This is a genomic window from Kaistia sp. MMO-174, from assembly GCF_037147815.1.
Taxonomy (GTDB): domain Bacteria; phylum Pseudomonadota; class Alphaproteobacteria; order Rhizobiales; family Kaistiaceae; genus Kaistia; species Kaistia nematophila.
In genome coordinates, this window is sequence record NZ_JBBCUO010000002.1 from 1146543 (window position 1) to 1159374 (window position 12832).

General features: G+C 67.1%; 11 protein-coding genes and 1 tRNA gene. 3 read left to right on the plus strand and 9 right to left on the minus strand.

What is annotated here, in order from left to right; all coding sequences use genetic code 11:
• Nucleotides 1-7: 7 nt before the first annotated feature.
• From WFK98_RS11360 to WFK98_RS11375, 4 genes are all read right to left on the minus strand, one after another.
• Nucleotides 8-826: an aldo/keto reductase gene (locus WFK98_RS11360; RefSeq protein WP_266338118.1), complete on the minus strand. Its 819-nt coding sequence runs from the start codon at nucleotides 824-826 to the stop codon at nucleotides 8-10.
• Nucleotides 827-887: 61 nt separating this feature from the next.
• A complete protein-coding gene (locus WFK98_RS11365; RefSeq protein WP_266338119.1) occupies nucleotides 888-2039 on the minus strand; it encodes a GGDEF domain-containing protein in 1152 nt (383 codons plus the stop codon).
• Between the two features lie 107 nt (nucleotides 2040-2146).
• Nucleotides 2147-3301: a DegT/DnrJ/EryC1/StrS family aminotransferase gene (locus tag WFK98_RS11370; RefSeq protein WP_336800275.1), complete on the minus strand. Its 1155-nt coding sequence runs from the start codon at nucleotides 3299-3301 to the stop codon at nucleotides 2147-2149.
• Entirely contained in the window at nucleotides 3301-4263 is a 963-nt protein-coding gene (locus WFK98_RS11375; RefSeq protein ID WP_266338121.1) for a Gfo/Idh/MocA family protein, read from the minus strand. The genes WFK98_RS11370 and WFK98_RS11375 overlap by 1 nt, the downstream gene beginning before the upstream one ends.
• 257 nt (nucleotides 4264-4520) lie before the next feature.
• Here WFK98_RS11375 and WFK98_RS11380 point away from each other — a divergent pair, with 257 nt between their 5' ends.
• Complete coding sequence (locus WFK98_RS11380) at nucleotides 4521-5492, plus strand: alpha/beta hydrolase (RefSeq protein WP_336800276.1); 972 nt, start codon at nucleotides 4521-4523, stop codon at nucleotides 5490-5492.
• On the opposite strand, the gene mgtE is transcribed toward WFK98_RS11380, so the two are convergent.
• Together mgtE and WFK98_RS11390 are read right to left on the minus strand one after the other, a co-directional pair.
• Entirely contained in the window at nucleotides 5451-6866 is a 1416-nt protein-coding gene (gene mgtE / locus WFK98_RS11385) for a magnesium transporter (RefSeq protein ID WP_336800277.1), read from the minus strand. The genes WFK98_RS11380 and mgtE overlap by 42 nt on opposite strands.
• 210 nt (nucleotides 6867-7076) lie before the next feature.
• A tRNA-Leu gene (locus WFK98_RS11390) sits at nucleotides 7077-7161 on the minus strand.
• A 225-nt stretch (nucleotides 7162-7386) separates the two neighbouring features.
• On the opposite strand from WFK98_RS11390, the gene lipB reads away from it, so the two are divergent.
• The gene (gene lipB, locus WFK98_RS11395) at nucleotides 7387-8085 is read left to right on the plus strand and encodes a lipoyl(octanoyl) transferase LipB (protein ID WP_336800278.1); all 699 of its coding nucleotides are present in this window, start codon (nucleotides 7387-7389) and stop codon (nucleotides 8083-8085) included.
• 285 nt (nucleotides 8086-8370) lie between these two features.
• Here lipB and WFK98_RS11400 read toward each other — a convergent pair whose 3' ends face one another.
• Complete coding sequence (locus tag WFK98_RS11400) at nucleotides 8371-8652, minus strand: acylphosphatase (RefSeq protein WP_336800279.1); 282 nt, start codon at nucleotides 8650-8652, stop codon at nucleotides 8371-8373.
• Nucleotides 8653-8664: 12 nt separating this feature from the next.
• Nucleotides 8665-9327 carry an HAD hydrolase-like protein gene (locus WFK98_RS11405; RefSeq protein WP_266338126.1) on the minus strand — a complete coding sequence of 221 codons (663 nt, stop codon included), beginning with the start codon at nucleotides 9325-9327 and terminating at the stop codon, nucleotides 8665-8667.
• A 251-nt stretch (nucleotides 9328-9578) separates the two neighbouring features.
• Between WFK98_RS11405 and WFK98_RS11410 the strand changes: the two genes are divergently transcribed.
• Nucleotides 9579-10721, plus strand: a complete 1143-nt coding sequence (locus tag WFK98_RS11410) for a ceramide glucosyltransferase (RefSeq protein ID WP_336800280.1) — start codon at nucleotides 9579-9581, stop codon at nucleotides 10719-10721.
• Between the two features lie 35 nt (nucleotides 10722-10756).
• Here WFK98_RS11410 and WFK98_RS11415 read toward each other — a convergent pair whose 3' ends face one another.
• The gene (locus WFK98_RS11415; protein ID WP_336800281.1) at nucleotides 10757-12772 is read right to left on the minus strand and encodes an acetyl/propionyl/methylcrotonyl-CoA carboxylase subunit alpha; all 2016 of its coding nucleotides are present in this window, start codon (nucleotides 12770-12772) and stop codon (nucleotides 10757-10759) included.
• Between the last annotated feature and the right edge of the window lie 60 nt (nucleotides 12773-12832).

Here is a 12832-nt window from a genome sequence, read left to right on the forward strand (position 1 = left end):
TCTCGGCTCAGTCCCAATCGGGCGAGAAGGCCGAATCGCACATGCGCGAACCTTCGGTCTTCAGCGCGTCGATCGCTGCGATGTCGGCCTCCGGCAGCTCGAAGCCCTCGATGTCGAGATTCTGCCTGATGCGGGCCGCATGGGCGCTCTTCGGAATGGCGACGCAGCCCTTCTGGATCTGCCAGCGCAGCACGACCTGGGCAGGCGTGCGGCCGAAGCGGCCGGCGATGTCCTGGATCACCGGTTCGTCCAGCACGTCGCCACGCCCCAGCGGGCAATAGGCGACAAAGGCCGTGCCATGCGCCAGCGTCGCCGCCCGCAGCTTCGACTGGTCGAGATAGGGATGATGTTCGCACTGGTTGACGACGATCGGCTCCTCGGTCGCGGCCCAGGCCTCGTCGAGCAGGCGGATCGTATAGTTGGAAACGCCGATATGGCGCGCCAGGCCGCGCTGCTTGACGCGGTTCAGCGAGCGGATCGTTTCGGCCGACGAAAGCGTCCGGCTCGGCCAGTGGATCAGGATCAGGTCGAGCTGGTCGATGCGCAGCCGGCGCAGCGACGCTTCCGCCGCGCGCATCATGTCGTCGGCGCCAAGCTGCTCAGGTGGGATCTTGGAGGTGATGAAGACGTCGTCGCGCGCAATTCCGGAGCGGCGCAGCCCCTCGCCCACCTCGGCCTCGTTGCCATAGCCGATGGCGGTATCGATGTGGCGGTAGCCCGCCTCGAGCGCCGAGGCGACGGCCGTGGTCGCCGTCTCGCCGGAAAGCTGCCAGGTGCCGAGGCCGATCACCGGCAAAATGGCGCCATGCGCCTTGACCGTCTGCATGAGATTTCTCCAGCGGGGGACAGGGCGGATACCATCCTGCGCTACCGCGACAGGGTCAAGCTCAGCCTGCCGCCTGGAACACCAGATCTCGGCCACCCCGCTTGGCGGCATAGAGCGCCTCGTCCGCCGCGACCATCAACCGCTCGAAATCGACCCCAAGGCCTGTCGCGGTGATGACGCCGACGCTGACCGTGACGGGAATACGATGGCCGGCATGATGGATCGGATCGTCGGCGAAATTGGCGCGAATGCGTTCGGCGACCTGGCGCCCGCGCTCGGCGCCGCAGCCGACGAGCAGCGCCGCGAATTCCTCGCCGCCGACGCGACCCACGAAGTCCGAATCCGTGACATGCTGCCGGACGAGCGTCGAGAAGCACTTCAGCGCCGTATCGCCGGCCGCATGGCCATAGCGATCGTTGAGCTGTTTGAAGCGGTCGAGATCGAACAGCAGCAAGGTGACCTCGTCGCCCTCCCCGCTCCTGTGCTCGACCCGCTTCCGGGCGACGTCCATGAAGGCGCCATGGTTCAGAAGGCCAGTCAGGCCGTCCGTCCGCGCGGCGCGCTTCAGCAGGTTCTTCAGCCTTTCATCCGAGAGGCGAAGCCCGATGATCGTCGCGGCGAACATCATCAGGATCGGCTCCAGGATGCCGAGCCCGATGAACGAGCCGCCCTGCATGACGTCGGAAGGAAGGTCGAGCGTGAGCGCGGCGATGGTTCGCAGGACGAGAAAGCCGGCATGCACCGCAGGAACGGCGGCGAAGGGTCCGCGCCAAACGAGCTCGTCCTTGCCGTTCACCCAGATCTCCCAGGCGAGCGCCAGCGAGAGGATGCCGCTCAGCACGGAGCTCAGGGCGATGCGATAGGCAAGCGAATCCGCGATCGCCGGCACCAGCATGGCGAGCATCCAAATCGCGGGCATCACGGATACCGGCCACCAGCTCGCCCGGCGGCCATTGAAGGCGCGCGCGCCGTTCCAGGCGAGGCCGAGGCCGACGAACACGCCGGCATTGCCGACGCCGACGGCAAGCCAAAACGGCAGATAGCTACGCAACACCAGCAGAATACAGCAGAGCGTGCCCAGCTGCAGCGCCAGCGCCCAGTACAGCACATGGACGTCCGGCTTGCGCCTGGCCCAGTTCGTCACCATCGACACGGCGGCCATCTGGGTCATGAAAGCCAGCACAACCAGCAAGGTCGGAACGTCGAGCTTCATGGCGGCGCGCGGATCCCCCCAGTCCACATTGTGGGACTGCGGGGGACCTCATAGATCGAAACCCCTTAAGGAACAATTCCTTCGGGGAAGTACATTGTAGCGGTTGCCTAGGAGACGGCCGCCACCACGGCCGCGATAACCCGATCGACCTCGGCGTCGGTCAGATCCGGGTGCATCGGCAGGCTGATGACGGTCGAAGCGAACTTCTCCGAGACCGGCAGCGGCCGCTTCGGCGCCTCGGCAAAAGCGGGATGCTGGTGCAGCGCCAGGCGGTAGAAAAAGGCGTTGCCGATGCTCTGCGCGTCGAGCGCCGCCTTCAGCGCATCGCGGTCCTCGACCGTGATCGTGTAGATCGCATTGGCGCTGAAATAGCCGGCGGGCCGCTTCTGCACGCCGACCTTGCCGGTCAGCGCCGCGTCGTAGCGCCTGGCGACCTGGTCGCGCCGCTCCAGCTCTTCCTCGAAGATCGTCAGCTTCGAGAGCAGCACGGCGGCCTGCAGCGTGTCGAGACGGCCGGTGATGCCGTTGCGGACGGCGACGTCGCCGGTGCCCTGGCGGCCATGCGAACGCAGCGTGCGCACCGCATCGGCGATCTCGTCATTGTCGGTCAGGATCGCGCCGCCATCGCCATAGCAGCCGAGTGGCTTGGTCGGGTAGAAGCTCGTGGCCGAGATCGGCGCCATGCCGCCGACGCGGCTGTTGCCGGAACGGCCGCCGAAGCTCTGCGCGGCGTCCGAGAACACCGTCATGTCGTGCTTCGCCGCGATCTTGCCGATCGCCTCGTAATCCGCCGGCAGGCCGTAGAGATCGACCGGCATGACGACGCGCGGCTTCAACTCGCCCTTCGCCACCACTTCGGCGATGGCGCGCTCGAGATCGGCCGGATCCATGTTGCAGGTCGCCGGATCGACATCGACGAAGATCGGCGTCGCGTTCACCGAGCAGACGGCGCCCGCCGTCGCGGCGAAGGTGAAGGCGGGAACGAACACAGCGTCGCCCGGACCGATGCCGAGCGCCATCAGACCGATCATCAGCGCGTCGCGGCCGCTCGAAACGGCGATTGCGTGCGGGACGCTGGCAAAGGCAGCCAGCTTGGCCTCGAGCTCCGAAACCTCGGGGCCGAGGATGAACTGGCCATGCGTCAGCACCGCATCCATCCGCCGGCGGACATCGTCGTGAATCCGGCGCTGCTGGCGCTGCAGATCGAAGAAACCGATGCGGTCGGAAGCGACGGCGACGGTCGGTTGCGTGGAAGCTGCCATCAGTGCTGGTCTCCAATAGAGACGGTCGCGCCACGGCGCGACGTCTGTGCAATTCGCTGAATGATCATGTCGGCGACGACCAGGGCGTCGAGCCCGGCCTTGCCGTCGACGACGGCCCGGCCCCGGCCGGCGACCGCGTCGAGGAACGAGTCGATTTCGAGCGCGAGATTGTCGCTCGGCGGAACGGCGATCTCCTCCTGCGCCAGCACGGTGTGTCCGCGCGCGACGGAGGTGACTGTGCGGGCGGCGAGATCGGCCACCCAGTAATGCCCGGGCTCGACCACCTTGACCGTGCGCTCCGAACGGTCGGCGATGCGGCTGGCCGAGAGATGCGCCACGGCGCCATTGGCGAAGCGCAGCTGCGCCTGCGCGAAATCATTGGTCGGCGCCAGGACGGGAGAGCCCATCGCCTCGACGGCAATGACCTCGGAACCGACCAGCGCCAGGACCAGGTCTATGTCGTGGATCATCAGGTCGAGCACGACGTCGACGTCGATGGCGCGGCCCTTCCAGGGACCGATCCGCGTGCACTCGACCGTGAGCGGCGTCTTCACCTTGTCGCGCAGCAGCCCGAACACCGGCGAGAAACGCTCGATATGGCCGATCTGCAGGACGACGCCCCTGGCCTCAGCCCGCGCGATCAGGTCGCGCGCCGCATCCGGCGAATCGCAGATCGGCTTCTCGATCAGGACATGCACGCCGGCATCGATGAATTCGGCGGCGACGGCATGATGCAGCGAGGTGGGGACCGTGATCGACACGGCATCGACCTTGCCGATCAGGTCGCGGGGATCGGAGAGCGGCGTCGTACCGTGCTGAGCTGCGACCGCTTCGGCGCGCTCCCGGTCGGCATCCACGACGGCCACGAGGCGGCCCTTCGGATTGGCGGCGTGCTGCCGCGCGTGGAAGGAACCGAAATAACCGAGCCCGATGACCCCGGTCCTGATTTCGCTCGTCGTCAATCCCACTACTTTCTGCAATCCGCGATAGGAACGAAGCAGCCCGCTTCGCCCGCACCGGTCTAACGAATTCTCGCTCAAAGTCGATCAATGGCCGCACAAACACGGTCACATTTTGTCCATCTGGGAAACATGGCGCGACACGGCGGGCTTGGTCATCACGTCCGCGTGACAGATCGCCGCCGAGGATGCCCCGAAAGCCTCGGCCCCTATATCATCGGCCGTGTGCCGGCCGTCCCCGGCAGTTCGGAACCCTTAACATGCCCCAACGAATGTTCGCCGTCCTGTGCCGCTCGCTCCTCTGCGGCGCCGGGATGATCGGTGCTGCCCAGGCGCACGGAATCGTCGAGCGCCACCTGACGGCGCCCAGCGCCGCCCTCGGCCATGCCATCCCCTATTCGCTCTACAAGCCGGCGGCGGCGCCGGCCGCCGGCACGCGCTGGCCGGTGCTGTACCTGCTGCATGGTGGTGGCGGCGGCGACCAGGACTGGCTCGACTACGGCAAGATCGCCGCGACGCTGGATGACGAGATCGCGGCGGGCAAGCTGCCGCCGCTCGTCGTCGTCATGCCGGACGGCGGCGGCGAGAGCTGGTTCGTCGACAACACCGACGCCGGAGGCGCGGGAAAGGTCGAAACCGCGCTGTCCACCGATCTCGTCGAGGCGATCGACACGACGCTGCCGACCGCTGCCTGCCGCTCCGGAAGAGCCGTCGGCGGCCTCTCCATGGGCGGCTATGGCGCGACCTTGTTCGCCCTCGATCATCCGGACCGTTTCGTTGCGGCAATCAGCCTCTCCGGTGCGATTGCCGAGCCGATCGACCCGGATGACGCGGTGCGGATCAAGAAGGGCGACGAATACTACGACGGCGCCTTCGGCAAGCCCTTCGACGTCGAGCGCTACAACGCCGCCAACGTCTTTCCGCGCGTCGACAAGGATGCCGAGCTTCCGGACAAGCCGAGCTTCTGGATCACCGCCGGCGACCGCGACGGGCTCGGCATCATCACCGGATCGGCGGAACTGCATGTCGCGTTGCGGCGCGCCGGCTATGACACGACGCTGCGCATCGGCGCGGGCCAGCATGACTGGACCAACTGGGCGCAGTCGATCGTCCCGGCGCTCGACTGGCTGGCGCCGCAACTGCGTGATTCGTGCCCGCCGATGCGGTCGACCGCCGCCGCCGGCCCTGCCCTAGGTCAGTCCGAACCAAAGGGCGGCGAAGCCCAGAAATGAGAAGAAGCCGACGAGATCGGTGATCGTCGTCACGAAGGAGCTGGAGGCGACCGCCGGATCGATCTTCAGCCGGTTCAGAGCGAGCGGGATCAGAATGCCGCCGAGCGCTGCGGCGATCAGGTTGATCACCATCGCCGCGGCGATGACGAAGCCAAGATCAAAGATTCCGAAGCGGTAGACGGCCATCGCGCCGACGATCGCGGCGAACACAAAGCCGTTGAACATGCCGACCACGAGTTCGCGTCCGATGACGCGGAGCACATTGTGCGGCCCGAGTTCGCGCATGGCGATGGCGCGGACCGCCACCGTCATGGTCTGCGTGCCGGCATTGCCGCCCTGGCTGGCGACGATCGGCATCAGCACGGCGAGCGCCACCATCTTCTGCAGTTGGTGCTCGAACAGGCCGATGACGAAGGACGCCATCACGGCCGTGATCAGGTTGATGAACAGCCAGGGAAACCGGCTCTTGGCGATGTACCAGACCTTGTCCGACACTTCTTCGTCGCCGACGCCGCCGAGGCGCTTGATGTCCTCGTCGGCTTCCTCCTGGATGACGTCGACGATGTCGTCGATGGTGAGCAGGCCGACGAGACGGTCCGATTCGTCGACGACGGCGGCCGAGATCAGGTTGTAGCGCTGGAAGGTACGCGCCGCCTCTTCCTGGTCCTCGGTAGCGCGGATCAGGTGATGCGCCTCGCTGACGAGGTCGGCGATCTTGATCGGGCGCTTTGTGCGCAGCAGGCGGTTCAGCGAAACCGTGCCGAGCAGGTGGTAGCCCGGATCGATGACGAAGACCTCGTGGAACTCCTCCGGCAGGTCCTCGGCCTCGCGCATGTAGTCGATCGTCTGCCCGACCGTCCAGAACGGCGGCACGGCGATGAACTCGGTCTGCATGCGCCGGCCGGCGCTGTCTTCCGGATAATCGAGGCTGCGCTTCAGCGCCAACCGCTCGACGGACGGGATCTGGGCGAGAATCTCGTCCTGATCGGCCTTGTCGAGATCTTCGAGAATGTAGACCGCGTCGTCCGAATCGAGTTCGCGCACGCCTTCGGCGACGGTCTCGGAAGGGAGCTCCTCCAGGATCTCGACGCGGAGGGCCTCGTCGAGCTCGGTCAGGGCGGTGAAGTCGAAGGCGTCGCCGAGCAGCTGGATCAGCGCCGGGCGCTGGTCCGGCTCCAGCGCCTCGAGGATCGCGCCGACATCCGACTCGTGCAGATCCTCGGTCAGCGCGCGGGCGCGCTCCTGGTTGCCCGATTCGATCGCGGCGCCGAGCGCTTCCAGGAACGACGACGAAATATTGTCGTTCTCGTCGCGCAATGGCGGCAGGTCGTCCGGCGCGCGATTGTCGCGCTCGATGATCATCTCGTCCGACATGGCCCCTCAACGTGCCGCCAACCCTGGGAGGGCGAAGCGGAGAAATGCGCGGTTGCGCGCATTCTCGCGAACAATGTGTTCCCAATGGGCTCACATGCGCCTCGGTCCGCGCAAGCGCCGAACCGAGATTCTTTCCAGACCCGACCTGGCCCAGAAACAAAAACAGCGGCCCGAGGGCCGCCGCTTTGCGAGGATTTTTGCATTTGGGTTTGGTGCGGTCGAGAAGACTCGAACTTCCACGCCTTTCGGCACAGCGACCTCAACGCTGCGCGTCTACCAATTCCGCCACGACCGCGAAACCCAAGCCGGTGTGTTGCCCGGCGCGAGGTGGGATGTAGCAAATGACCTTCGACGAAACAAGCGCCTTCGAGAACTGTTTCATTTCATCCACAGGCAGCCCGTGCGAGACGGAAATTGGCCGGCAGGTGAACGACGCGCCACCTTGCGCTATGACGGGATCAACCGACATGAGAACTGAAACAATGAAAGGTCGGCTCGCCTGCCGGCCGAGAGTGCTGACATGACCCTCCGCGACGACCTCCCCGCTTCGCTCCTGCCGAAAGACGGCAGCCCGCCCGTCGAATGGGTTATCGCGGAAGCGCCCGTCGCCTATCCGGATGCCGTCGCTGAAATGGAGGCCCGCGTCGCCGCCATCGCGGCCGGCACGGCGCGCGAGCGCATCTGGCTGGTTGAACATCCGCCGCTCTATACGGCCGGCACCAGCGCGCATGACGAGGACCTGATCACGCCTGACCGCTTCCCCGTGTTCCAGACCGGGCGCGGCGGCCAGTACACCTATCACGGCCCGGGCCAGCGGGTGGCCTATGTCATGCTCGACCTGAACCGCCGCCGGCCGGACCTGCGGCTGTTCGTGGCGACGCTGGAACAGTGGATCATCCGCACGCTGGACGGCTTCAACATTCGTGGCGAACGCCGCGACGACCGCGTCGGCGTCTGGGTGCGCCGGCCCGACAAGGGCGTCGAGGCGGAGGACAAGATCGCCGCGATCGGCATCCGCGTCCGCCGCTGGGTGACCTTCCACGGCATCTCAATCAATGTCGAACCGGAACTCGACCATTTCGATGGCATCGTGCCCTGCGGCGTCAAGGGCCACGGCGTCACCAGCCTGGCCGATCTCGGCCGGATCGTCACCATGCCGGAGGTCGACGCCGTGATGCGGCGCGAGTTCGAGGCGCTGTTCGGCGAGACGGTACGCTAGGGTCCGTACTCCATTAGGAGCGGCGCAGCGCTTGATGGAAACCAAGGCAGTTCCAGGAGATGTCGGCGACGTTGGGTCTTTCCCAACGAGCCGGCAGCGACGCCGAAATGCGCCGGTTTCCATCAAGCCCTTCGGGTTGGGCGAAAGTCGTGCGCGAGTGCGTCGCCGATCCGCGCCGATGGATAGCCATCGGCTGTGGTCGGCTCCTGCCCGCGCGCGACTTTGGCCCAACGCTGCCCCACACCTAATGGAGTCCGGACCCTAATCCATTCCGGGCGGCGGCGGTCAGTCGCTCGGCAGCACCCGAAACGGCCCGGTCTCGGCCTCGTCCCGATCGTTCGCATCGACCGCGCTGACGCGGGCCAGGCGCGGCCCCGTGGCGCAGGCAGTAAGCATCGCGGCGACATCCGCCGCCGCGCCGGAAAAGACGGCCTCCACGGCCCCGCTCCGGCGATTGCGGACCCAGCCAGAGAGCCGGCGCATGGTGGCCTCGCGCTCGACCCAGGCGCGATAGCCGACGCCCTGGACGACACCCGAAATCAGGACATGGGACGTGCGGGTGGCCATGTTCGAGCCTCCTCAGCCAAGCAGATCGAGCACCGTCGGCGCGAGATCGGGCACGCGCGCGACGATCGCGTCCGGCGGAAACGCCATGAACTCCTCCGCCGTCCCATAGCCCCAGCCGACGGCAGCGACCTTGATCCGGTTCGACCGTGCGCCTTCGATGTCGTAGCGGCGGTCCCCGATCATGACGCAGCGCTCGGGATGGATCGCCTCGACCGAGAGGATATGGGCGATCAGCTCGCTCTTATCGCCGTTGCGGCCGTCGAATTCCGAGCCGTGCACGACGGTGAAAAACTTCGTCAGGTCGAAATGGTCGAGGATCCGCTCGCAGAAGACGCGCGGCTTCGAGCTCGCCAGGAACATCTCGACGCCCGCGTCGCGCAACGAGCCGAGCGCTTCCGGAATGCCGTCGAACACGGCGTTCTCGTAGAGGCCGATCGTGCCGAAGCGCTCGCGATAGTGGCCGAGCGCCTGCTTCGCCAGGATCGGATCGCCATCCAGCATCGCGGCAAAGCTGCCCTCCAGCGGCGGGCCGATCGCGGCGCGCAGCGCCAATTCGTCGGCGGCCGGGCGGTTGAGCTTTTCGAGCGCATAGAGGATCGAGGCGCTTATGCCGGGATAGGGATCGGTCAGCGTCCCGTCGAGATCGACGAGCGCGGTGAGCTTGGCAGCGGTCATGGCAGCATTCCGTTTGGCACGGGGGACGTCGCCCGGAGTGCGCGCTTCACGGTCGCGCGTCAAGCCTCGCCCCGGGCCGGCTTCATCAAAACGTCACCCAGTTGCGCGACGAGAGCAGAAGCGGAGCCCTCGCGAATCGTGGGCCTGTCGCTGGACATGCCGCCGCCTGCCCTGGTCCGACCTTCCTTGGTCAAAGGAGCCGATACCGCCTTGTCGCGATCCTCAGCCCTTCTCCAAGCGCAGGCGCCGCGATGAGCATCGCCATCCTTCTCGCCCAGGTCTTCTGCGGGCTCGCCGCCCTCGTCCATTTCGGCAGCATCGCGCTCGTGGCCTGGCGCAGCCGCACCAACCGGCCCGACGATGCCGAACCGCACGGCCAGCCGCCGGTCAGCATTCTGCGCCCCGTATGCGGCATCGAGCACGCGATCGAGCGTACGCTCGGCTCCGGCTTCGCGCTCGACTATCCCGATTATGAGCTCGTCTTCTGCGTCGCCAGCCCGGCCGATCCGGTGATCCCGCGCATCCGCCGCCTGATGGCGGCGAACCCGGCCGTGCCGGCGCGCATCCTCGTCGGCGACGATCGCATCAGCATCAATCCGAAGCTGAACAATCTGGTGAAAGGCTGGGCGGCGGCCAAGCACGAGTGGATCATCATGGCGGACAGCAACGTGCTGATGCCGCCCGACTACATCGACCGCATGCTGGATCGCTGGGACGCCGCCACCGGCCTCGTCTGCTCGCCGCCGCTCGGCAGCGAGCCGGATGGCTACGGCGCGGAGTTCGAATGCGCCTACCTCAACACCTACCAGGCCCGCTGGCAGCTTGCCGCCGACGCCGTCGGCCAGGGCTTCGCGCAGGGTAAGTCGATGTTCTGGCGGCGCGAGAACCTCGACCGGCATGGCGGCATCGCGGCGCTCGCCGCCGATCCGGCCGAGGATGCGGCCGCGACCAAGGCGATCCGCGCCAACGGCCAGCGAATCCGTCTCGTCCGCCAGCCCTTCGCCCAGCCGCTCGGGCCGCGCGCGCTGCGCGCCGTCTGGAGCCGGCAGCTGCGCTGGGCCCGGCTGCGGCGGGTCACCTTCCCCGCTTTCTTCTGCCTGGAACTCCTGACCGGCGGCCTCTTTCCGATCGCGCTCGCAACCTGGCTCGCCGCCGAAGGCGCGATCCCGGCCTCGCTCGCCGTCGCCCTCGCGGTCGCCTGGTATGGCGCCGAGGCTGTGCTCGCGAAGAGCCTCGGCTGGCACTATTCGCGTCGTTCGCCGCTCGCCTGGATCCTGCGCGACCTGTCGCTGCCGGCGCTCTGGATCGCCGCCGTCTGCGGCAGCGGTTTCGAGTGGCGCGGCAACCAGATGGACGTCAAGAAGGACAGCCTGCTCGCCACCGAGGCGGATTGAGGCTGCCTGTCTGAGGCTGCCTGCCCCCGGCGCCGTCAGGCGAACTCCATGATGACGGCGTCGACGGCGAGGCTGTCGCCCGGCTTGGCGGCGATGCGCTGCACCGTCAGGTCGCGCTCGGCTCGCAGCACATTCTCCATCTTCATCGCCTCGACGATCGCCAGTGTCTCGCCCGCCTTCACCTCCTGCCCCTCCTCGACCGCCACCGAGACGACAAGGCCCGGCATCGGGCAAAGCAGGAATTTCGACGTGTCGGCCGCCTTCTTCTCCGGCATCAGGCTGTGCAGCGCGGCGATGCGCGGCGTCATCACCCGCGCCACCACGTCGATGCCGCGATAGAGCAGCCGGTAGCCGGAGAGCGCCGGCCGCACCTGCACGGCGAGCGCGACGTCGTCGATCGTGCCCTCCCAGACCGGTTCGCCCGGCATCCAGTCCGACGTCACCGTGACCGGCTTCTGAGATCCCGGCAGCACGATCTCGACCTCCAGCGGCAGCAGCGCGACCCCGGTCGGGCTGGTCAGCACCACGGTGGTGCCGCCGATCGAGACGACCCAGTTCTCGCGCCAGTTGCCGGCATGCGGCGCCAGCCGGCCGGACAGCCGGTCGAGCCTGTCCTTGCGCAGGATCTCCATCGTCAGCGCCACGGCGGCGAGCCGCGCGAGCGTGGCGGCATCGGCGCCGGCGCCATGGAACCCTTCCGGGAATTCCTCGGCGATGAAGCCGGTCGAAAGTTCGCCGGCGCGCCAGCGCGGATGCGCCATCAGCGCCGACAGGAACGGCACATTGTGCTGGATGCCCTCGACGACGAAGTCGTCCAGCGCCTCGCTCATCGCCTCGATCGCCTCGGCGCGCGTCGGCGCGTGCGTGCAGAGCTTGGCGATCATCGGGTCGTAGAACATCGAGATTTCCGAGCCCTCGACGACGCCGGTATCGTTGCGCACCGTCACGCCGTCGCTCAGCGTCTCGGCCGGCGGGCGATAGCGCGTCAGCCGGCCGATCGAAGGCAGGAAGTTGCGATACGGATCCTCGGCATAGATGCGGCTCTCGATCGCCCAGCCCGTCAGCTTCACGTCATCCTGCGTGATCGAAAGGCGCTCGCCGGCGGCGACGCGGATCATCTGCTCGACCAGATCGATGCCGGTAACCAGCTCCGTCACCGGATGCTCGACCTGCAGGCGGGTGTTCATTTCGAGGAAGAAGAAGCTCTTGTCCTGTCCGGCGACGAACTCGACCGTGCCGGCCGAATCGTAGCCGACCGCCCTGGCCAGGGCGACGGCCTGCTCGCCCATCGCCTTGCGGGTCGCGGCGTCGAGCAGCGGCGACGGCGCCTCCTCGATGACCTTCTGGTTGCGGCGCTGGATCGAGCATTCGCGCTCGCCGAGATAGATCGCATTGCCGTGCTTGTCGCCGAGAAGCTGGATCTCGATATGGCGGGGATTGACGATGAACTTCTCGATGAAGACGCGATCGTCGCCGAAGGAGGAGCGCGCTTCCGAGCGCGACAGGCGGAAGCCCTCGCGCGTCTCGGCGTCGGAGTGGGCGATGCGCATGCCCTTGCCGCCGCCGCCGGCCGAAGCCTTGATCATTACCGGATAGCCGATCTGGCGAGCGATCTCGACCGCCTCGTCCTCGCTCTCGATGACGCCGAGATGGCCCGGAACCGTCGAGACATGGGCGGCGGCTGCCACCTTCTTCGAGGCGATCTTGTCGCCCATCGCCTCGATCGCCTTCGCGTTCGGGCCGATGAAGACGATGCCGTTGGCGACCAGCGCCTCGGCGAAGGCCGCGCGTTCCGACAGGAAGCCATAGCCGGGATGAATCGCGCTGGCGCCGGACTGCTTAGCCGCCGCGACGATCTTGTCGATCAGGAGGTAGGACTGCGCCGCCGGCGCCGGGCCGATATGGATCGCCTCGTCAGCCATCTCGACATGCAGGGCGTCGCGGTCCGCGTCCGAGAAGACCGCCACCGTCCGGATCCCCATCCGCCGCGCCGTCTTGATGATCCGGCAGGCGATCTCGCCGCGATTGGCGATCAGGATCTTGTCGAACATGCGAACTCCCCGGCGAGAATGCCTTTTCTGGACAGATGGTTTCTATGCTGTCTGCCCCAA